Origin of the sequence: uncultured Porticoccus sp. (assembly GCF_913061305.1) — a bacterium.
In the GTDB taxonomy this organism is placed as follows: domain Bacteria; phylum Pseudomonadota; class Gammaproteobacteria; order Pseudomonadales; family Porticoccaceae; genus Porticoccus.
In genome coordinates this window covers 120,051-140,965 of record NZ_CAJXST010000008.1, presented here as the reverse complement: position 1 = coordinate 140,965, position 20,915 = coordinate 120,051, and the positions used below count along the sequence as shown (strand labels likewise).

The 20,915-nt window shown below is 52.6% G+C and carries 24 protein-coding genes; 14 read left to right on the top strand and 10 right to left on the bottom strand.

The window, feature by feature from the left end:
* Positions 1-185 precede the first annotated feature (185 nt).
* Positions 186-1,415 carry an FAD-dependent oxidoreductase gene (locus QZ516_RS11200; RefSeq protein WP_297189719.1) on the top strand — a complete coding sequence of 410 codons (1,230 nt, stop codon included), beginning with the start codon at positions 186-188 and terminating at the stop codon, positions 1,413-1,415.
* A 31-nt stretch (positions 1,416-1,446) separates the two neighbouring features.
* Positions 1,447-1,767 (top strand): 2Fe-2S iron-sulfur cluster-binding protein, encoded by a 321-nt coding sequence (locus QZ516_RS11195; RefSeq protein ID WP_297189716.1) that lies wholly within the window; start codon positions 1,447-1,449, stop codon positions 1,765-1,767.
* Between the two features lie 76 nt (positions 1,768-1,843).
* Here QZ516_RS11195 and QZ516_RS11190 read toward each other — a convergent pair whose 3' ends face one another.
* From QZ516_RS11190 to pyrC, 3 genes are all read right to left on the bottom strand, one after another.
* On the bottom strand, positions 1,844-2,161 hold the full coding sequence (locus QZ516_RS11190) for a hypothetical protein (RefSeq protein ID WP_297189713.1): 318 nt from the start codon (positions 2,159-2,161) through the stop codon (positions 1,844-1,846).
* A gap of 71 nt (positions 2,162-2,232) precedes the next feature.
* Positions 2,233-2,865: a ribonuclease T gene (gene rnt / locus QZ516_RS11185; protein WP_297189710.1), complete on the bottom strand. Its 633-nt coding sequence runs from the start codon at positions 2,863-2,865 to the stop codon at positions 2,233-2,235.
* Positions 2,850-3,881 carry a dihydroorotase gene (gene pyrC / locus QZ516_RS11180; RefSeq protein ID WP_297189707.1) on the bottom strand — a complete coding sequence of 344 codons (1,032 nt, stop codon included), beginning with the start codon at positions 3,879-3,881 and terminating at the stop codon, positions 2,850-2,852. Before pyrC ends, rnt begins: the two co-directional genes overlap by 16 nt.
* 230 nt (positions 3,882-4,111) lie before the next feature.
* On the opposite strand from pyrC, the gene QZ516_RS11175 reads away from it, so the two are divergent.
* The 11 genes from QZ516_RS11175 (at position 4,112) to QZ516_RS11125 (ending at position 14,855) form a co-directional block, all read left to right on the top strand.
* Complete coding sequence (locus QZ516_RS11175; protein ID WP_297189704.1) at positions 4,112-5,335, top strand: argininosuccinate synthase; 1,224 nt, start codon at positions 4,112-4,114, stop codon at positions 5,333-5,335.
* A 134-nt stretch (positions 5,336-5,469) separates the two neighbouring features.
* Entirely contained in the window at positions 5,470-6,915 is a 1,446-nt protein-coding gene (ccoN, locus tag QZ516_RS11170; RefSeq protein ID WP_297189701.1) for a cytochrome-c oxidase, cbb3-type subunit I, read from the top strand.
* A gap of 13 nt (positions 6,916-6,928) precedes the next feature.
* Positions 6,929-7,543 carry a cytochrome-c oxidase, cbb3-type subunit II gene (gene ccoO, locus QZ516_RS11165; protein WP_297189698.1) on the top strand — a complete coding sequence of 205 codons (615 nt, stop codon included), beginning with the start codon at positions 6,929-6,931 and terminating at the stop codon, positions 7,541-7,543.
* Positions 7,543-7,722: a cbb3-type cytochrome c oxidase subunit 3 gene (locus QZ516_RS11160; RefSeq protein WP_293615197.1), complete on the top strand. Its 180-nt coding sequence runs from the start codon at positions 7,543-7,545 to the stop codon at positions 7,720-7,722. Before ccoO ends, QZ516_RS11160 begins: the two co-directional genes overlap by 1 nt.
* A 14-nt stretch (positions 7,723-7,736) precedes the next feature.
* Entirely contained in the window at positions 7,737-8,636 is a 900-nt protein-coding gene (gene ccoP / locus QZ516_RS11155; protein ID WP_297189695.1) for a cytochrome-c oxidase, cbb3-type subunit III, read from the top strand.
* A gap of 35 nt (positions 8,637-8,671) precedes the next feature.
* Complete coding sequence (ccoG, locus tag QZ516_RS11150; RefSeq protein ID WP_297189692.1) at positions 8,672-10,099, top strand: cytochrome c oxidase accessory protein CcoG; 1,428 nt, start codon at positions 8,672-8,674, stop codon at positions 10,097-10,099.
* Between the two features lie 17 nt (positions 10,100-10,116).
* Positions 10,117-10,683 (top strand): FixH family protein, encoded by a 567-nt coding sequence (locus QZ516_RS11145; protein WP_297189688.1) that lies wholly within the window; start codon positions 10,117-10,119, stop codon positions 10,681-10,683.
* Complete coding sequence (locus QZ516_RS11140) at positions 10,680-13,124, top strand: heavy metal translocating P-type ATPase (protein ID WP_297189684.1); 2,445 nt, start codon at positions 10,680-10,682, stop codon at positions 13,122-13,124. The genes QZ516_RS11145 and QZ516_RS11140 overlap by 4 nt, the downstream gene beginning before the upstream one ends.
* A 40-nt stretch (positions 13,125-13,164) precedes the next feature.
* Positions 13,165-13,383: a cbb3-type cytochrome oxidase assembly protein CcoS gene (gene ccoS, locus QZ516_RS11135; RefSeq protein ID WP_297189681.1), complete on the top strand. Its 219-nt coding sequence runs from the start codon at positions 13,165-13,167 to the stop codon at positions 13,381-13,383.
* Positions 13,383-14,117, top strand: coding sequence for a sulfite exporter TauE/SafE family protein (locus QZ516_RS11130; RefSeq protein WP_297189678.1), 735 nt, complete (start codon positions 13,383-13,385; stop codon positions 14,115-14,117). Before ccoS ends, QZ516_RS11130 begins: the two co-directional genes overlap by 1 nt.
* A gap of 138 nt (positions 14,118-14,255) precedes the next feature.
* The gene (locus QZ516_RS11125) at positions 14,256-14,855 is read left to right on the top strand and encodes a Yip1 family protein (RefSeq protein ID WP_297189676.1); all 600 of its coding nucleotides are present in this window, start codon (positions 14,256-14,258) and stop codon (positions 14,853-14,855) included.
* A 76-nt stretch (positions 14,856-14,931) separates the two neighbouring features.
* On the opposite strand, the gene QZ516_RS11120 is transcribed toward QZ516_RS11125, so the two are convergent.
* Positions 14,932-15,666, bottom strand: coding sequence for a lipopolysaccharide kinase InaA family protein (locus QZ516_RS11120; RefSeq protein ID WP_297189674.1), 735 nt, complete (start codon positions 15,664-15,666; stop codon positions 14,932-14,934).
* A gap of 297 nt (positions 15,667-15,963) precedes the next feature.
* Between QZ516_RS11120 and gloA the strand changes: the two genes are divergently transcribed.
* Positions 15,964-16,347: a lactoylglutathione lyase gene (gloA, locus tag QZ516_RS11115; RefSeq protein ID WP_297189671.1), complete on the top strand. Its 384-nt coding sequence runs from the start codon at positions 15,964-15,966 to the stop codon at positions 16,345-16,347.
* 25 nt (positions 16,348-16,372) lie between these two features.
* On the opposite strand, the gene QZ516_RS11110 is transcribed toward gloA, so the two are convergent.
* From QZ516_RS11110 to QZ516_RS11085, 6 genes are read right to left on the bottom strand one after another with little or no spacing between them, the layout of a single operon-like run.
* Positions 16,373-17,110: a hypothetical protein gene (locus QZ516_RS11110; RefSeq protein WP_297189669.1), complete on the bottom strand. Its 738-nt coding sequence runs from the start codon at positions 17,108-17,110 to the stop codon at positions 16,373-16,375.
* A 1-nt stretch (position 17,111) separates the two neighbouring features.
* A complete protein-coding gene (locus QZ516_RS11105; protein WP_297189666.1) occupies positions 17,112-17,909 on the bottom strand; it encodes an FTR1 family protein in 798 nt (265 codons plus the stop codon).
* Positions 17,910-17,916: 7 nt separating this feature from the next.
* A complete protein-coding gene (locus tag QZ516_RS11100) occupies positions 17,917-18,279 on the bottom strand; it encodes a cupredoxin domain-containing protein (protein ID WP_297189663.1) in 363 nt (120 codons plus the stop codon).
* A complete protein-coding gene (locus tag QZ516_RS11095; RefSeq protein ID WP_297189660.1) occupies positions 18,280-19,590 on the bottom strand; it encodes an ATP-binding protein in 1,311 nt (436 codons plus the stop codon).
* Positions 19,587-20,246: a response regulator gene (locus tag QZ516_RS11090; protein ID WP_297189659.1), complete on the bottom strand. Its 660-nt coding sequence runs from the start codon at positions 20,244-20,246 to the stop codon at positions 19,587-19,589. The genes QZ516_RS11095 and QZ516_RS11090 overlap by 4 nt, the downstream gene beginning before the upstream one ends.
* Before the next feature lie 9 nt (positions 20,247-20,255).
* The gene (locus tag QZ516_RS11085) at positions 20,256-20,912 is read right to left on the bottom strand and encodes a hypothetical protein (protein WP_297189656.1); all 657 of its coding nucleotides are present in this window, start codon (positions 20,910-20,912) and stop codon (positions 20,256-20,258) included.
* Between the last annotated feature and the right edge of the window lie 3 nt (positions 20,913-20,915).

The window sequence follows — 20,915 nt, the reverse complement described above, 5'->3', positions numbered from 1 at the left end:
ATTTAACAAGGTGTAATCACTTTCTTTGTCAGTTGTTCGAATTGTAGTTTTCCTACATTTTTTGGCGGTTTTGGTTCCGGGTAACCTCCGTGGACGGTCCCCTGTGGCTTTATTACCGTTGTCTGGAGGGGGCTCTTGCCAATGCTTCCGTTAACTAAGGATAATGTGTTCCTTTGGTCGGAGCGATGAGCAGCATGCAGGGACGGGTGGTTATTGTCGGTACAGGGCACGCTGCGGCACAGCTTGCGTCGTCACTTCGTCAGCAGGGCTGGCAGGGCGAGATCCTGTTGGTGGGTGAAGAGCCTTGTGCCCCCTACCAGCGTCCGCCGCTCTCGAAGGACTATCTCGCCGGCGAGCGAACGGCCGATAATATCCTGATTCGTCCTGCTGCGGCCTACGCTAGCCATGGTGTTGATCTGTTGACCGGGCGCCGTGTTTTGAGCATTGACCGGGCGACAAAAATGATCGCCCTGGACGATGGTCAACAATTGAGTTATCAGAAGCTGGCCCTTTGTACCGGCGCACGCGCCAGGCCCGCCAGCATCAGGGGGGTTGGCAGTCCGGGCGTGTTTTACCTGCGAACCCTTGCCGATGTGGACGGTATTCGTGCCAATATTTCACCGGATAAGAGCGCCGTCATTATCGGTGGTGGTTATATCGGTCTGGAAGCTGCTGCAGCATTACGTGGCCTGGGGATGGCCGTGACATTACTTGAGTTACAGGAGCGTGTCCTTTCCAGAGTCTGTGCGCCCGAGGTATCCGATTTTTATAGCAGGGTACATCGCGAGGAGGGTGTGGATATCCGGGTGGGTGTTGAGGTGCTGACTATAGAAAATGATGGTGGCGTCAAAACGGTGGTCTGTTCCGATGGCAGCCGTTTTCATGCGGATCTGATTATTATTGGTGTAGGTATTATTCCCAATGTGGAGTTGGCTGAAGCTTGCGGGCTGGCGGTGGATGATGGCATTGTGGTTGATGAGTTGGCCCGGACATCCGATCCGGACATTGTCGCCGCAGGTGATTGCACCAATCACCCGAACGACTTGCTGGGACGCCGTGTGCGCCAGGAGTCCGTTCCCAATGCGATGGAGCAGGCAAAAACGGCGGCTGGTACGCTCTGCGACCGGCCTGTTCCGTACCAAGTTTATCCCTGGTTCTGGTCTGACCAATACGATTTGAAGTTGCAGATTGCCGGTCTAAGTGAGGGTTATGATCAGGTGGTCTTGCGGGGCGGCAAAGATCGGCAGAGAGGCTTTGTTGCCTGGTATCTTCGCGGTGGTCGGCTTCTGGCGGCAGATTGTATCAACCGGCCAAAAGAGTTTATGGTTGCCAGGCAACTGTTGGCCAGAAAACTTGCTGTGGCCCCTGCGACGTTGGCTGACGAAACCATTGATCCTAAAAACTGGCTGAGTTGATTGGCCGTAATAGATAAATAGAGGTTGTTATATGCCGCTGATTCATTATGTCGAGGCAAATGGTGCAGAATATGAGGCTGAGGTGCCGGTGGGGGAGTCTGTTATGCAGGGTGCCGTCGATAATATGATTGATGGCATTCTTGGCGAGTGTGGCGGTGTTTGCAGTTGCGCCACCTGCCATTGTTATGTCGACGAGGATTGGTTTGATAAAGTCGGCCCGCCCGAAGGCAGTGAGCAGTTGATGCTTGAGATGGTGCCAGATCCGGAGCCAACCAGCCGCCTGAGCTGTCAGATCAAGGTCACGGCTGAACTGGATGGTCTGATAGTCAGGTTGCCGGTTTCCCAGTATTAGGTGCGGGCCGGGCAGTTAATGCCCGGCCAGCCCAGCGACGAGTGACGCCGGGGGTTCTATCCTGCGGGGTTCTACCCTAGAGACCCTTGAACCAGTCCTGAAAGTAGCTACCTACATAGGGTATCACGGTTTCCTTGTCGGTGATGGCGCCCACAAGACTGATTATCCAGGCCACCAGCACCAGTATTGCCCAGATCATGACCAGTGAGTTGTGAATCATGCTGAACACCATATTGCCGACAAACCCGAAAATCATGATGCCGAGATACTGGCGAATATAGAAGGATGCATAGCTGTCGCGTTTCTGCATGTTGAGTACCAGCGCAACAATCCAGCCTATCAGGGTAATGTGCGCGATGATTGCCTTGGCCTTGCCGCTTATCTTGTCGCTCATAATGTCTATTCCTTGGTGGTGTTGGTGATGGTTTTCGACGGACGGCATTTGCTGCATGCCGTTTACCCAGCTTACTTGCTCCATCCGCCGAGATCCTTCCAGCGGTTGACGATACCACAGAACAATTCCGCCGTCTTTTCAGCGTCATAGGCCGCAGAATGTGCCTTGTCATTGCTGAACTCTATTTCTGCTGCTTCACAGGCTCGGGCCAGTACAGTTTGACCATAGGCGAGCCCAGCCAGTGTGGCCGTATCAAAGCAGGAAAATGGGTGGAAGGGGTTGCGTTTAATGCCATTTCTTTCAACAGCGGCGTTGACAAATCCCAGGTCAAAATGCGCGTTGTGTGCCACCATGACAGCGCGGCTGCAGTGCGCGTCCTTTACTGCATTGCGAATGGGTTGAAACAGGGCCCTCAAGGCTTCATTTTCTTCCAGTGCCATCCGGTAGGGGTCGTTGATGTCGATGCCGGTGAAGTTCAGAGCCGCCTGCTCGACATTGGCCCCTTCAAACGGAATCACCGCATGATAGATAATCTCGCTGGGCATGAGGATGCCATCTTCATCCATGGCCAGTGTGACAGCGGCCATTTCCAGCAGTGCGTCGGTAGCGGCATTAAAACCGCCGGTCTCCACATCGATGACCACGGGGAGAAAACCTCTGAAACGATCCGAGATAGGCGGGTGCATATTTAGCTGACGCTCCATTGCCTGGTTTCTCCAGCACCTAATGGTGTGAGAGTGTCGCTGCCAAAAGGCAGGCTGGTCGGACTTTGCCACGGTGATAACTGCAGCGTGATAGTGTCAGTATTGCGGGGCATACCATAGAAGTCTGCGCCAAAAAAACTGGCAAACCCTTCGAGCTTGTCCAGCGCGCCGGCCTGATCAAAGACTTCGGCATAGAGTTCGAGCGCGGCATGATTGGAGTAGCATCCGGCACAGCCGCAGGCGGTTTCCTTGCGATGAGTGCTGTGTGGGGCAGAGTCCGTGCCCAGAAAAAAACTGGGGTCGCCACTGGTGGCAGCCGCAATCAATGCCTGTTGATGGTGTTGCCGCTTGAGGATTGGCAGGCAGTAGTAGTGCGGTCTGACTCCCCCCGCGAGCAGCTGATTTCGATTGAACAGCAAGTGTTGTGGCGTGATGGTGGCGGCTATCCTGGCCGATGCTTCTGCCACGAACTGGGCGCCGTCCCGGGTAGTGATGTGTTCGAGCACAATTTTCAGTGCCGGAAAGTTGTTGATGAGCTTGCCGAGATGCCGATCGATAAACACCGCTTCCCGATCAAAAATATCGACTTCAGTATCCGTGACCTCACCGTGCAGCAGCAGTGGCATGCCGATTTTTTCCATACGCGCCAGGACGGGATAAATTTTGTCCAGTTGGGTGACGCCCGAGTCCGAGTTGGTGGTCGCGCCAGCCGGATAATACTTGCAGGCGACCACATGCCCTGACGCCGCGGCACGTTCTATTTCCGCCGGGTCGGTGTTGTCGGTCAAATACAGCACCATTAACGGCTTCCACTGACTGTCGGCTGGACGATGGGCCAGAATTCGCTCTCGGTAAGCGAGGGCTTGAGTGGTATTGAGTATTGGCGGAAGCAGGTTGGGCATGACGATGGCGCGTCCAAAATATCGCGCGGCATCAGGCACGGTATAGGCGAGCAATTGGCCGTCGCGTAAGTGCAGGTGCCAATCATCGGGGCGGGTGATGGTTAATTCAGTCATGGTCAGGTTGGTTGCTACAGGTGGTCATTGAATCAATCAATGCTACCGGAATCGTTGCTGGCTTAACAGAAGAAACGTGGGGGAGTCCTTTGTCAGTCACCGGATTAACCACTTTGAGTCAGAATGAGGGAAACTCGGCAGGGCCCGCCCTGCTCACTGTGAAACTGTCTGCTTAAGGATTAGAATAGCCCCCACTTTTATCCCACAAAATACCAATCAGGAGTCATGTCGTGTCCGACATTAAAAAAGTTGTTTTAGCCTATTCGGGGGGGCTGGATACCTCGGTTATTGTCAAATGGCTACAGGAAACCTATCACTGCGAAGTCGTCACGTTTACTGCGGATATCGGTCAGGGAGAAGAGGTGGAACCGGCCCGTGCCAAGGCGGCGGCGCTGGGTGTGAAAGAAATCTATGTGGATGATCTTCGCGAGGAGTATGTTCGTGACTACGTGTTCCCGATGTTTCGTGCCAACACCATCTATGAGGGGGAATACCTGCTGGGGACGTCTATTGCCCGGCCACTGATTGCCAAACGGCTGATTGAGATTGCCAATGAAACCGGTGCGGATGCGATTTCTCACGGTGCGACTGGCAAGGGGAATGATCAGGTGCGTTTTGAGCTGGGTGCTTATGCCCTGAAGCCGGGCATCAAGGTGATTGCCCCCTGGCGGGAGTGGGATCTCACTTCCCGTGAAAAACTGATGGGCTACTGTGAGCAGCACAATATCCCGGTGGATTTTTCTACCAAGAAGAAAAAATCCCCTTATTCGATGGATGCCAACTTGCTGCACATCTCCTATGAGGGCGGTAACCTGGAAGACCCCTGGTGGGAGCCTGAAGAGGATATGTGGCGCTGGAGCGTCTCCCCTGAGAACGCACCTGACCGGCCCACCTATGTGGAACTCACCTATGAAAAGGGTGATATCGTTGCAATTGATGATCAGCCCATGACTCCGGCTACGGTACTTGCGCATCTCAACAAGCTGGGCGGCGACAATGGCATTGGTCGACTAGACTTGGTTGAGAACCGCTACGTGGGCATGAAATCACGTGGCTGCTATGAAACACCGGGCGGGACTATTATGTTGCGGGCGCATCGGGCCATAGAATCACTCACGCTGGATCGTGAAGTGGCGCATTTGAAGGATGCATTGATGCCGAAATATGCCGAGACGATTTACAACGGCTACTGGTGGTCCCCGGAACGCAAGATGTTGCAGGTGATGATTGATGAGACCCAGTATGTGGTAAATGGTAAGGTGCGGGTAAAGCTCTACAAGGGTAACGTCACAGTGGTAGGGCGCCAGTCTGACGACAGTCTTTTCGATGAGAAAATTGCCACCTTCGAAGATGACGCCGGGGCGTATGATCAGAAGGATGCCGAGGGCTTTATCAAGTTGAATGCATTGCGTTTGCGGATTGCCGCCAACAAGAATCGCAAGATGGATTTCTGATCGCCACCTGTTCGAGTTGATGCAAATCAATATCAGTGTAGGTGGGTTTGGGGAATAATACGCAGGGAGTAGTTTGGGGAGTTGAAGGCTATTCTCATGGGTTCCAAAGAACGGATTAATGACGAGAAAATGCAATGAGTAGCAATGTCGCAAGCACCGGTGGCCAGCCGGAATACAATATCAGGGTGGTCAAACAGTTTGCCATCATGACTGTGGTCTGGGGGATCGTCGGAATGCTGGTGGGGGTATTTATCGCCGCCGAGCTGATCTGGCCCGGGCTCAATTTTAATCAGTCATGGCTGCACTTTGGGCGACTTCGTCCACTCCACACCAACGCGGTCATTTTTGCCTTCGGTGGTAGTGCGCTGTTTGCCGCCGCCTACCATGTGGTGCAGCGAACCTGTCAGGCAAGGCTGTTTGGCGGTTGGCTGATAGGGTTTACCTTCTGGGGATGGCAGGCGGTGATTGTTGCCGCCGCAATCACATTGCCTCTGGGGCTGACTACCTCGAAAGAGTACGCGGAGCTGGAATGGCCCATCGATATCCTGATCACGTTGGTCTGGGTGGCGTTTGCGGTGGTGTTTTTCGGCACCATCATGAAACGCCGCACCAAGCATATCTACGTGGCTAACTGGTTCTTTGGGGCCTTTATCATCACGATTGCCGTGTTGCACCTCGGCAACAGTGCCGCCATCCCGGTGACAGCGTTCAAATCCTATTCAGCCTATGCCGGTACAATCGATGCGATGGTGCAATGGTGGTATGGCCACAATGCAGTAGGGTTTTTCCTGACGGCGGGCTTCCTGGGCATGATGTACTACTTTGTGCCCAAGCAGGCCGATCGACCGATATATTCCTATCGTCTGTCCATTGTGCATTTCTGGGCGCTGATTGCCGTCTACATCTGGGCAGGCCCCCACCACCTCCATTACTCGGCGCTGCCAGACTGGGTTCAGAGCCTGGGGATGGTGATGTCCCTGATCCTGCTCGCACCCTCCTGGGGCGGCATGATCAACGGCATGATGACCCTGTCCGGTGCCTGGCATAAACTCCGTTACGATCCGACCCTGCGCTTTCTGGTGGTGTCACTGTCTTTTTACGGCATGTCGACCTTTGAAGGCCCAATGATGTCGATCAAGACAGTAAATGCGCTGTCTCACAATACTGACTGGACGATTGGTCATGTTCACTCCGGTGCGCTTGGCTGGGTAGCCATGATTTCCATTGGCATGCTCTATCACCTGATTCCAGTGCTTTATCAACGCGCCCGGATGTACAGTGTAAAACTGATCAACCTGCACTTCTGGATGTCAACTATTGGCACTGTCCTTTACATCGCCTCCATGTGGGTTAACGGCATTGCTCAGGGCCTGATGTGGCGCGCTTTCAATACCGACGGGACCCTGACGTACAGCTTTGTTGAATCAATTGAGGCCAGTTACCCAGGTTATTATGTGCGTTTGTTGGGTGGTGTGATTTTCTTTGCCGGTATGCTGGTGATGGCTTACAACGTCTGGCGAACCATTCGTGGGGATGTTCAGCAGCAGGAAGTGACCGCTGCCGAACCCCGTACAGTCTGATAGGAGAACAACAGTGAAACATGAGATTGTTGAAAAGAATATCGGGCTGATGATTGTGCTGATCGTGGTTGCCATCAGTTTTGGTGGGCTAACCCAGATTATTCCGCTGTTCTGGCAGAATCAAACGACGCAGCCTGTCGAAGGCCTTGAACCACTGGGACCATTGGCATTGGAAGGTCGTGATATTTACATTCGTGAGGGCTGCCATGTGTGCCACACGCAGATGGTCAGGCCGTTGCGTGCTGAAACCGAGCGTTATGGTCACTACTCTGTGGCAGGTGAGCATGTTTACGAACACCCCTTCCTCTGGGGCTCAAAACGCACTGGTCCCGATTTGGCGCGGGTTGGTGGCCGCTATAGTGACGACTGGCAGCGGGCTCACCTCTATAACCCAAGGGATGTGGTGCCTGAGTCAAACATGCCAGCGTTCCCCTGGCTGTTTGAAAATACGCTGACTGGTAAAGATACAGCGGCCAAAATGACGGCATTGAGAACAGTTGGCGTACCCTATACAGATGAGGACATCGCCAATGCCGCTGCACCTTTTGCCGGTGGAGAAGTGAAAGAAATTGATGCGCTGGTGGTGTACCTCCAGCAGCTAGGCACACTTTTGACGCAGAAACGCTAATGGATCAGGGCACATTACAAGGTATCGGCACCATACTCACCATGATCGCTTTTCTCGGGGTCTGTTGGTGGGCTTATAGTGGCCGTAAGAAAAAAGATTTTGATGAGGCGGCACAACTACCCTTTGTTGATGACACCAAAGTTGATGACACCAAATCTTCTCAGGATGAAGATAAGTAGAGGCACGAGCTGACATGAGTACCTTCTGGAGTATCTGGATTATCGCATTTACCGCAATCACCATTGTCGGTTGTACATGGTTGTTGCTCGCCAACCGCAAGGTTGAAGTTTCCGATGACACCAAAGAGGGCGAGGCCCAAAAAACAGGACATGTTTACGACGGTATTGAGGAGTATGACAATCCTCTACCAGGCTGGTGGTTCAAGATGTTCCTGGGCACCGTTATTTTCGGGGTTGTCTATCTGGTGTTGTATCCGGGGTTGGGAAACTTTGGTGGTGTGCTCGGCTGGACACAGGTAGGCCAGTGGGAAGAAGAGGTGGCCGAAGCAGAGGCGAAGTATACGCCGCTCTATGAGCAATATAGCGAAACGCCGGTTGAGGAGCTGATTGCCAATCCCGAGGCGATGAAAATGAGCCGTCGTCTGTTCAATAATAACTGTGCGGTTTGCCATGGTTCCGATGGCAGGGGCAGCTATGGTTTCCCCAACCTGGCTGACAGTGACTGGCTCTACGGCGGCAGCGCGGAAGATATCAAGACCACGCTAGTCAATGGGCGACAGGGTGCCATGCCGGCCCTGGGGGGGGCACTGGGAGAGGAAGGCGTGGATAAAGTCGCCGAATATGTGTTCAAAATCAGTGGCCGCGAGCATGATGCAGATAAAGCCGAGGCTGGTGGCCAATTATTCGCCACCTATTGTGTAGCCTGTCATGGCGCAGATGGTACTGGTAACAAGATGTTGGGAGCGCCCAATCTGACGGATGGTATCTGGTTGTATGGTGGTTCCCCCACACTGGTTCGTCATACCATTCGCAATGGTCGAAACGGCAATATGCCAGCTCAGGCTGACAAGCTTAAGGCAGAGAAAATACACCTGCTGACTGCGTACGTGTACAGCTTGTCCAAAAACCAATGATGTCTGAGGGTTTTTAACGGGAGTGTCAAAATTAAATGACGGGTGAACAAGAGCCGGAAAAAAAAGCCGGCAACCGGTCCTCAGAGGAAGTTATCCGGGTTCTTGATCTCTATGAAACGAGAGAAAAAATTCAGACCCGTCAGCTTCCTGGATTCTATCGAAATCTGCAGCGCTGGACCTGGCTGCCGATGCTCAGTGCCTATTTCCTGCTTCCCTGGATAAATCTGGATGGCCGTCAGGCCATCTGGTTTGATCTGCCGGCCCGCCAGTTTCATATTTTCTGGATCACTTTCTGGCCCCAGGACTTCATGCTGTTGGCCTGGGCACTGATTATCTCGGCGTTTGCCCTGTTTACCGTGACGGTTCTGGTAGGCCGGGTGTGGTGTGGGTTTTCCTGTCCCCAGACCGTCTGGACCATGATATTCATGTACATTGAGGACTGGTGTGAAGGCGACCGGAACCAGCGCATCAAATTGGACAGAGCGCCCTGGCATGGCCAGAAAATCCTGCGCCGGGGCAGTAAGCTATTGCTGTGGGGTTTGGTGGCATTTGTTACCGGGCTGACGTTCGTGGGTTACTTTAATCCGATCCGGCAACTGGTTCCCGAGCTCTTTACCTTTTCAGCACATCCCGCGGCTGTTTTCTGGACGTTTTTTTTCTCGGTGATGACCTATATGAATGCAGGGTTTCTCCGGGAACAGGTCTGCAAATACATGTGCCCCTACGCCCGATTTCAGTCGGTCATGTTTGATCAGGATACCCTGCTGGTTTCCTATGATGAGAAGCGGGGAGAACCTCGCGGTGCCCGACGAAAAGATGAGGACTATCGGGCAGCGGGCAAGGGTGACTGTGTGGATTGTTCGCTATGCGTACAGGTCTGCCCCACGGGTATTGATATCCGCGATGGGCTTCAATACGAGTGCATAGACTGTGGTCTTTGCATTGATGCCTGTAACACCGTCATGGATAAAATGGGTTACGAACCGGGTCTGATTCGCTTTACCACGGAACACGCCATGGAATATGGCAAGACCAGTATTCTGCGGCCCCGTTTTATCGGCTATGCCGTCGCATTGGCCCTAATGGTCTCAGCATTCGGTTATACCATCATGACGCGTATCCCGCTGGGTGTGGATGTCATCCGCGACCGGAATGTTCTCTATCGTGAAACTACCCGGGGTTTAGTTGAGAATATCTATACCCTGAAAATCAACAATATGGATACGCGTGACCATAGCTATAGTATTCAGGTGACTGGCGACTATCCGTTCAACTATCTCGGCAAGGAAGTGGTCAGTGTGAAGGAGGGTGAGGTGTTGAGTATGCCGGTGAGAATCGAGCTTGACCCAGGCTTGCTGGATGTTCCTAATACGGACGTTATCTTTGTTGTTGAGGCGACTGATAGTGAGGTTATTCACGCACAACAGGAAAGCCGCTTTATTGGCCCACGTTTGCAGCGCTAGTCAGTAGTCATTTTTTGATGCAGCATTTTTCCACCGTGGATTTCCGTCGACAATCAACGCCAGAGGACACAGCCTTGCCACTTTCAACCGACAGCAATAGCCCCCCGTGGTATCGTCAATTCTGGCCCTGGTTCCTTATAGTACTGCCGGGTAGCGTGGTGATCGCCAGTCTGGTGACCGTCTATATCGCGTTTTCCGGGGCCGATAGTCTGGTGGTAGATAATTACTACCGCGACGGCCTCGCCATCAATCAGGTACTGGAGCAGGATCGGCGTGCTGAGGAGTTAGGGCTTTCGGCTGAATTGCGTCTGGATGCCACCAGTGGTGAGTTGTTTGTCACTATTGATACCGACCACTCGTTACCCGCGCAGCTTGCGTTATTATTGTTTCATCCAACAGACTCAAAACGTGATCGCGAGTTGCTACTGACTGAGATTACTCGCGGTCACTACCGTGCCGATCTCGATCAACAACTGCTATCACGTTATTACCTGCGCGTGCTTCCCGAGCCCGACAGAGAGTGGCGGTTAGTGGGTGAGCTGGATTTTGCAACTGCAGATCAGATCATTCTGAGGGCGGAATGACGCCACAACCCTGTTATCACTGCGGGTTGCCCGTTCCGGCTGGTACTGATTGGACACTGGAGGTTGAGGGGAAGCCGCAAGCTATGTGTTGCCCGGGCTGCCTTGCCGTTGCCACGGCTATCTGTGATGGTGGGTTGGCGCGCTTTTACCAGTATCGTACGAAGAACGCGAACCGTCCGGAAACTTCGGATCAGGCATCGCTGGCGGTTTATGATTTGCCCGAGGTGCAAGCTGATTACGTGGACGTAGTCAATGACACTCAGCGTCAGATTCGTCTATTGATCGGGGGCATTACCTGTACTGCCTGTGCCTGGCTGATCGAGAATCACCTGCGTAAATTGCCGGGGATGGTTGATGTGCGGGTTAATGTCACCGGTCATCGGGCACTCATCACCTGGAATTCCGAATTGCTGAAACTCAGCGAATTGCTGGGACAACTACAGCAAATCGGCTATGACCCTCGTCCAGTCAGTGATGAGGCTATACGCCAGTTGCGAGATCAGGAGAATCGCCGCTTTCTGCAGCGTCTGGGTATTGCCGGGCTGGGAATGATGCAGGCGGGTATGGTCGCCATTGGTCTTTATGCGGGTGCTTTTCAGGGCATGGAGCCCGAGTGGCAAAATTTTCTGCGATGGGTCAGCTTTATTATTGCCCTGCCGGTGGTTTTATTCTCGGCATATCCTTTCTTCAAAGCGGCCTGGTACAGCCTGCGCCAGGGGCATCTGATCATGGATGTCCCGGTTTCCCTGGCGATTATCCTCGGTTTTTCAGCCAGTTGCTGGGCCACTGTGACCCGAACGGGTGAAGTCTATTTTGATTCCATTGCCATGTTTATATTCTTTTTGCTGCTGGGGCGGTATCTCGAGATGCGAGTTCGCCATCGCAATGACATGCGAGCTGAATCTCTCGGACAATTACTGCCGGTGACAGCCAGACGATTGAATGGCGATAAAGAGGAGACGATTCCGGTCAAGTTGCTGTTGCCTGGAAACCTGATTCGCGTTGCTGCGGGCGAAACCATCCCCTGTGATGGTGAGATTACCGAGGGTGTCAGTAGCGTGATCGAAGCTGTTCTCACCGGTGAGCAGATGCCGGTGGGTAAATCCCCCGGTGATGCGGTGTCTGCGGGAACCGTCAACAGTGAGAACCCCTTGCTGGTCAGGGTGTCTGCCGTCGGTCATCAAACCCGCTTGTCGGCCATATTGCAGTTGGTTGAAAAGGCCCGCAGCGATAAACCGGCAACAGTTGCGATGGCTGATCGGGTGGCGGGTTATTTTGTCGCTGCTGTGTTGATCATATCTGCTCTGGTGGCTTTCTGGTGGTGGCAGCATCAACCGGAGGAAGCCATTTGGGTGGTGCTCTCCGTTCTGGTTGTTACCTGTCCCTGTGCGTTATCCCTGGCGACGCCCGCTGCCATTGCAGTGGCAACTGGCGAGTTGCGGCAGCGCGGCTTTCTGATCAGTCGAAGTCGGATGCTGGAGGTGTTGTCGCAAGTCGATCGGGTTGTTTTTGATAAAACAGGCACCTTGACACTGGGCGATCTGAGTATCGTAAGGGTAATCGAGCTGGCTGATCAAAAAGAATCTGATGTACTGGCTATCGCTGCGACCCTGGAGCAGGATTCCAGGCATCCCATTGCCCGGGCTTTTGCCGGCATAGAGGTGGCTGAAAGTGCAACTGATGTAGTTCAGGAAGTCGGGTCGGGCATTTCCGCTACGATTGAGGCGAACCACTTTGCTATCGGCCAGCCGGACTATATCGGCAGATTGTTTGGTTTACCCGTACCGGCCATGCCGGCTGTGGATGCGGGCCAGTTACCTCTTCTTTTGGCGGAGCAATCCCGGCCATTGGCCTGGATTATTTTGCAGGATCAGTTGCGCTCCGGTGCTGCCTCTGCCATTCAGCAGCTGACAGCGCAGGGTCTGGGGACAGTTTTACTGAGTGGCGATCGTGTTGCAGCGGTTGAAAATATGGCGACCAAACTGGGTATTCAGCAGTGGTTCGGGCAACAGAGCCCAGCGGCAAAACTTGATTGGGTCAACCGCTGTCAGCAGACCGGGCACCGGGTGCTGATGGTTGGAGATGGCATCAATGATGTGCCTGTGCTGAGTGGGGCGGATGCATCAGTGGCCCTGGGGGATGCCAGTGATTTTGCCAGAATCCATGCTGACAGTATTTTGCTATCGGGTAATCTCAATACGTTGCCGGAGGTGATAGCTCTTGCCAGGCGGACACGCCAGATTATTCGCCAGAACCTCACTTGGGCATTACTCTATAATCTGCTGGCATTGCCACTGGCCGCGGCGGGAATGATTCCTCCCTGGGCGGCCGCTATTGGTATGTCTGCCAGTTCGCTTTTGGTTGTGGGCAATGCCCTGCGACTGAGTCGGCGTGGTGACCTACCCATTATGTGTTCACAGCAACCTTGTTATGCCACGTGACGATGACTGATACTCTCCCTCTTTGGCAGGCTATAACCCAATGACCAGTTTGTATTTGCTGATCCCCGTGTCCTTGATTTTTTGTGCATTGGCGATATGGTTTTTTTTCTGGGCGGTAAACAGTGGCCAGTATGATGATCTCGACGGGGAAGGTGAGCGAATACTGTTTGACGATGAGACTGATGAATCCGTTGAGGTTGATGTCGAGGCTCGTCCCCGTCAATCTGAAGACCCGCCACCTTCAAAGAGCCGAAAATAATGTTTGAATTTGACAGTATGCCCATACTGGCAATGCTGGTTATTGGTTTGATGGGTGCCGGGCATTGTGTTGGGATGTGTGGTGGTATCGTCGCCGCACTGGGTTTCGCTACCGATGATCAACGCAGTCGCTGGCCAATCCTCCTAAGCTACAACCTCGGGCGAATTACGTCCTATGGGTTAATCGGCGCACTGGTCGGTCTGCTGGGATTATTTGGGCGTGAATATCTGTCACTGGGGCCTTCGCTGCGTATTTTTGCGGGCGTGCTGCTTATCCTGATGGGGTTATATCTGGCGGGCTGGTGGCATTTTCTGTCCTGGCTGGAGCGTGGCGGGCAACATGCCTGGCGCCATATCCAACCGTTTGCTGCCAGGTTGTTCCGTGTCCGCACGGTTGGCAGGGCCTTCCTGTTTGGTATGTTATGGGGGTGGCTACCCTGTGGCCTGGTATATTCAGCACTGGTGTATGCTGCTGCCACCGCCCACCCGGTGTCGAGTGCGCTGTCCATGATAGCTTTCGGCCTGGGCACTCTGCCTGCCATGCTGGCCGGGGGTGTTTTCTCCAGTCAGCTAAAACGGTGGTTGCAGGTTCGTGCATTGAGGGTTGCCATGGGGCTGATAATTATGGCCTTTGGTGGATGGACCCTCTGGAATGCGATGGCCCACGCTCATCAACCGGGGGTATCGTCTGAACAGAATGGTGCGGCCAGTGTGCATCAGCAGATGCACCATTGACTACGATAGATGTTATAAAGGTTATTGATTTCGATCAATGTCAACGGCTCGATTTAAGAGGTATAAAAACAGGTATTTTATAATAAACTATATATCTGTTGGCCGATTTTAGACTTAAATAAGAAAAACGGGGATTTTATGCTAGGTCACATTGCCGGGTTACTCTACGATCCACAGTCCGAGTGGAAGAAAATTGCTGCGCTGTCCGATGAGACAATCAAGCGTATGGCTATCTATTTTATATTCCTGGGTATGATTCCTGCGATCGGGTTTTATATCGGAACTACGCAGTTTGGTTGGACGATTCTCAAAGAGCAGCCCACACGAATTACCGAAGGTAGTGCGATACCCTTGGTAGTCCTGTTTTATTTCGCCTTGATGGGTGCGCTGGTATTTATCGGCTGGATGATTGCCTGGATGTCGAAAACCTACAATTGTGAGTCCAGCCCTTTGAAAGGGTTTGTGTTTATGGGGCTGTGCTGTAGCCCGGTCTTTCTGGCAGGTATCTTCGCGGTTTATCCCATCTGGTGGCTGGATCTCCTGCTCGCTATTGCCGCCTGCAGTTATGCGATTCGGTTGATGTACCTCGGGATTCCCGATGTGATGAACGTGCCAGAGGATCAGGGCTTTCTATATGCCAGTGCGGTTTTTGCTGTTTCCCTGGTCTACGTGGTGGTCGTCCTGGTGGCCACTGCATTACTCTGGGAATATGTTGCGGCACCCGTCTTCACCGATTGAGAATCACGGGTCTTATAAGAACCGGGCTTTTGCCCGGTTTTTTGTGTCAGGGATTTTTTTTGCGGCCGCTTGTGGGTTACTTGAACGTCGGTGGTGATGAAAGCCAGGGCACCCCTTTGTTTGGACTGAGATAGGAATGTTGTCGATAGGCGGAATTAAAAATGTCCCAGTGGCGTTCAGTCATAGCGGGCATATGTCGACGCATCTGGCGTATATCGTGCCGGGAAGCCCGGCTGATGGATAACCGTCGACGGCATTTTTCGAGATCAATCAGAGCAACTTCAATTTCGCCGCTACCTTTCCTGTTGTGACGGAAAAAAATGTGTTTGTCGTACAGGCAGCCGTGTTGCCAGCGATAATTGTGGAGTCTTGGCAGAATCTCGCCAAGTTTGCGGGAGAGAGCATCGAGTGTCTCTTTTTTGACAGAATTGTCAGTCTCTCGATCATTCCATGCTTCAACACTGGAAAATCCGGTCAATTCCCGAGACACCAGAATCGCCTGAATAGCCCCCTGTTGAAGACGTGTTTGCGAGAAGACAATCTCCGGAGCCGATATCCCCAGTTTGTAACACACATTCAATCGATGAGTTTCTCGGGCTATGGTGGCATAGCCCAGTGGGTGTCTGAGACTGCGACAGGTATGGTCTGTCTGTTTTTTGATGTAGTAGGTGGCCCCATTGATTCGGCATCGCTGGACACCGCTTATTCCGCCCCGGCGATGGTTCGGTTCTTCAACCCAGGGACCCTCCATTTGCCACCAGTAGTCAAAATCACTATCCGTTTGAACATCTCTTGATAACGTATTGATCATTATTATTATTCTTTTCTGGATAACGGTGAATGTCATAATTGGTACACAAAAAGTACACAAAAATAGCTGAAAAAGCAAAACACAGGATTTTGGAAAACATTCTCTTGTTCATGGGCTTGAGTCATTTCAAAAGTGAGTGATCAAACTGATATTTTTTGAAGGGTTTTATTTGATTCAATTCCGATTTACTTTGTAGCATGGCTTTTTAGCCGAAACAGGCGATGGGCCTCAATACTTTTGCAAGCTGTCCGCGGGCATGTATGGACAGATTTGGGGAATGACTGGAGAGGAAAGTTTATGCGTTTATTACATACCATGTTGCGGGTGGGTGATCTGGATACCTCCATTCGCTTTTATACCGATGTGCTGGGAATGCAACTGCTGCGTCGCAAGGATTTCCCCGACGGCCGTTTTACGCTCGCATTTCTGGGTTATGGCGACGAGTCGGCAAATACGGTTCTTGAGCTCACCCATAACTGGGATACATCCACTTACAATCTCGGTGATGCCTATGGGCATATCGCCATTGGTGTGGCAGATGTCTATGGTGCCTGTGAGCGAATTCGTACATCGGGGGGGAAGGTTGTCAGGGAGCCTGGCCCAATGAAGCACGGCTCGACAGTGCTGGCCTTTGTGGAAGACCCGGATGGTTACAAAATTGAACTGTTGTCAGATGGTTGAGGTTGTAGAAGCTTGATCTGCCTCCCTAAAACTCATACTCAATCAGAACCCGCAGCGTATTGTTGGCACTTTTATCATTCATACCAAACAGGAGGCCGGCCTCCCAGTGCAGACTGCGCCTGACGCCAGCCTGTATGTTTCCCATTAACACGGGGCCCAGCGCAAGGGTCTGCTCATTAACATAGAGCTCCAGTGCGGGTTCAATCCAGCGTGACAGACGATAGCGTGTTTGCAGGCCCAGTGATGATTCAATCTCATCCTCAATGTCTGAGCCCCATTCCTGGCTGATGATGATGTTGGCAGTGCCGCTCCAGCGTCCCCATTCCTTTTCGGCGAGAATCCCGGTGGAGAACTCCCAGATATTTTCCTTGGCCTGTTTTTCCAGCTCAAACAGGATACCCCAGTCAGCCCAGTATTCCCCCTGCTCGGTGAGTTGCCATTTGGCTTCCACTTCATAAGCCGCCAGCGAAAAACTGTCGTTGTCGGCCTTGTCACCGGTTAGATACAGCTCACCAAACCAACGGTCGCCAAAAGCTCGTCCATAGGAAAAGCGATAGAGTTGGCGATGGTCCGGTTGGTCCGGCTGGTCGTCCTGATAGATTGCACGCCACTCCAGTTCCTGCTCCAGGGCATCCACATAGGGATGGTAGATTTTATCCACGGCATTGCCATCGGCAAGGGGCATCACCGGAATAGTGAAACAGAATAAAATACCTACCCCTCGAATTGCATAGCCGAGAGGATTTTGGACGGTGGTGTGCATGCTATTTTTCACCCGTATTTTTTCGACGGCTGCGGAAGTGGTTGAGATAACCCAATGTGGCGGAGATGCTGACCAGTAGGAACCCAATACCATAGGCGATTGCCTGAAAAAGTGATGGGGTGGCTTCATAGCCGACCAGAGCATAGAGCAGATGCCCCGGGATGGAATCCTCCGGTAGCCAAATTGAGCTGTCCCAGAGAACCGGGGAGTAGGCTACCCAGTCAACCTGGGTCAGCAGGAGGGTTGCCTGAGATGCCATGGTGCCGCCGATCAAGGCCAGCAATAAAATACAGGTGCAGAAGATCCATCTCGCAGGCAGGCTGAGCAACCCAAAGTACAGCAATACCCCTGCGCTCAGACCAATCCCGGCCCCAATCCCTGCACCGGTAAATGTTGGCTGTACGCTCTCCTGATGGTTGAGTATTCCGCCCAGATAAATCACGATTTCGGCACCTTCCCGGCTGAGCGCCAGGGCGACGCAAATGGACATCAGATAGGGCAGAGAATGCCTCGAAGCCCATAGAGCTGACGTTGAATACAGTCCTATCAATGTCAGCAGGCCGAGAACGGCAATCATTATTCCGGCGATAAGAATTTCCTGGCCAGCATAGTCCAGCCATTCAGAAATCGTGGCCAGGTTGACCGATAGAATGAATGCGCCAATGCCGCCCAATATCATTCCGGTGGCGAACCACCGGGCACTCAGTTGAAGCTGTCGGGACAGCACCAACAGGATGCTGATCAACAGAGCGGCCTCCAGTATTTCCTGAAGTATCAGTACGACTGAGTTCAGAAACATAAGTGTCTCATTCTGATGGTTGCTGTGCGGAAACCACTATTTTTCCCTGAGCTGTTTTTGGGTAAAACTCGCCAAAGAAGGGGTATTCTCCAGGTGGTAGCGGACCAATGAAAATGACCGTTTTACGATGGCCAAGAATCACTTTTTCACGGTTGAGCTCATAACTTTCAAACTCCTCCGGCGTTGGATCCTCGTTGATTACCAACAGCTTGATTTTTGTATGGGCAGGGACTTCCAGTGTATCCGGAAAAAACAGGTGGTTGCGGATTCTGAGCTCGACTATCGGTGTGTCCGCGAAACTGGTATTACTGCCTATGCCAAGCGTGAAGGCGAGGAGCATGACAAAACGGCCAATGCTTCTACTCATCATTTAGTCTTCCGTTCGTGTGAAGATGACAATAAAGGCTGTGCCGCTCTCAAAACAGGAACGTTCTATCTCGATACGAGCGCGGTGAAGATCAGCAATATTGCGGACGATGGTCAGGCCGAGGCCGCAGCCAGGCGTTGTTGACCCGTCTGGTTTATTGTTCAGCCGCTGGAAACGTTTGAATATTTTGTCGTAGTCCTCAGGGGCGATACCCGGTCCGGAGTCTTCCACTTTGAGATACACCGTATTTTCTTCGGCGTTGACCGTCACGAGAATATGTCCCCCTGCGGGCGTGTATTTACTGGCATTGCTGAGCAGGTTTTGAAGCAGGGTAGTTAACGCAAAGGGGTCACCCTCTATCATGCAGGGCTGTCCGGCAAGCTCCGCTATCTGTTGTTTGCCTTCAAATTTATCATGCAATTCTGCAATGACCTCCTGGGCCAGTTGATGGAGGTTGATACGGCAGAAGTTGTGGGCGAGCTGCTCAGGGGTAGAGCGGTAGAGGGACAACAACTGCTCGACCAGATGCTGAATACGGTCTACCCCCGCTCGCAACTGTTGAAACGCCTCGTTATCCGGAGAGATATCTTCCTCCAGATTGTGCAGCTGAATTTTGAGGGCGCTGATGGGGGTGCGCAACTCATGTGCGGCATCGGCGGTAAAATGCTTTTCTCTGTTCAGCGCAACCTCAAGACGGCTCATTAATGCATTGATTGATTGGCTGACCTGCTGTAATTCACTCTTGAGCTCCGGTAATACTACTGGCGAAAGGTCGTCGGCCTGCTTGTTCTTGAGCTGTTGGGAGAGCATTCGAAGTGGTTTCAGACCATGACTGATGATCAGCCAGATCAGCAGGCCGGCCAGGGGAATACTCAGCAATATCGGCAAAATGGCATGACTGATAACACTTTCCGCCAGCTGATAACGCAAGTCCGTCCGTTCAGCGGTGATGATCCAGTTCCGGTGGTCCTGATCATAGTAGACGAGGGTTCGCCAGCGATAACCGTCGAAATTGGCATGGCCGAAACCGGGATAAAAGTCCGTTATCGGTTGTGTGTGTTCAATGCCAAAGGAGGCGAGAAGCTCCTGCCCTCGCCATACCTGATAGGCCAACGTACTTTCGTCGTCAAGGGACTTTATCGGGTGGCCGGCGTAGAGTCGGGCAATCAGTTCTGCCGTCTGCCGCAAATGCTGGTCAAACAGCTTGTTGGCTTCCTTTAGGCTGGAACTGTAACCCTGCAACGCGGCAACAAAATTGAACAGGGTGAGTACCGCCAGTGTGGCGGCAATCAGGAACAGCCGGATTGATCTCACGGGGCCGTGACCTTGTAACCGACGCCGCGCACAGTTTTGATGAAGTCGGCACCCAGTTTCTTCCTGAGATGGTGTATGTGTACTTCCAGCGCGTTACTGCATATTTCTTCACCCCAGCTGTAAAGTCTGGCATCCAGCGTGTTTCGGGTCATTATCCGGCCGGCATTTTCCATCAACGCCTTCAGTAACATATATTCCCGGCGCGACAGCTCCTCAGGTTCACCCCGACAGGTCACTGACTGATCGCTGGTATCCAGAGTAACCGGGCCAATTGTGATTTTGGTCGATTTGACTGAACTGAGTCGGCGCTCGAGCACCCTCAGGCGGGCCAGGAGTTCGCTCATCTCAAAGGGTTTTGCCAGATAATCGTCGGCTCCGGAGTCCAGCCCGGTCACCTTGTCGTGCAGGGTATCTCTGGCTGTCAGCAGTAATACCGGCAACGCAGCCGATCGGCTGCGAATTGATTCGAGGACTTTCAGGCCATTGATATCAGGTAAACCGATATCCAGGATAATGATATCCGGTGGTTCTGTTTCCACTACATGAATACAGGCTCTTCCCGTATCCACATGATTTACAGAGTAATGCTGTCTGCTCAGGGCTGCTTTAAGCCCCTGGGCCAGCGGTTGATCATCTTCTACCAACAGAATTTGCATTTGTGCTGATTAGCTTCCCAGTTTCTGTTCAATAACGGCCAGTGCCTGGCTAATTTCCTTTTGCCGCCCGGCATCGGCCAATGGTCGGTTAATGCGCGGTGCTGCCTTTTTTGCCTTAAGTAAATAAGACCTGGCATCCTGGTAACGTTTTTTCCCGATCAGGTAGTCGGCGTAAAAGTAATTGCTGTCTATCCCGTCGGGGTTGATGGCCAGCGCTTTAAGTAGCAATTTCTCCGCTTTTTTGTCATCGCCAAAACCAATCGGCCAGCCCGGCACATGGCAGTAGAGCGTGCCCAGACTGGTATAGGCTGATCCATCCAATGCCCGAGGGTCTATCGCCAATGCCGCTTCCAGGTCGGCTTTCGACGACTTGGCCAGCGATAACGCGCCGAGACCACCTTTGGCACCTGCATAAGTGGATTTGATAATACCACGCCAGATTAGCGGGGCTGCACTGTTGGGGTATTTTGAGACAACAGCGTCGGCCTCTGTTGCGAGAGAGGCAAATGCATCGCTCTGTGCCTCGCCCTCCATTTGATAGTTGACCTCAGCCCAGCGTTTTTGCAGGGTGCTGATTTCCTCTGTGACACCCGCCCAGCCCGTACTGGCAGTCAGTGCAAGCAGCGCCACAGAACTTGCCATGATGTTTTTAATGGTGTGTTTCATAAT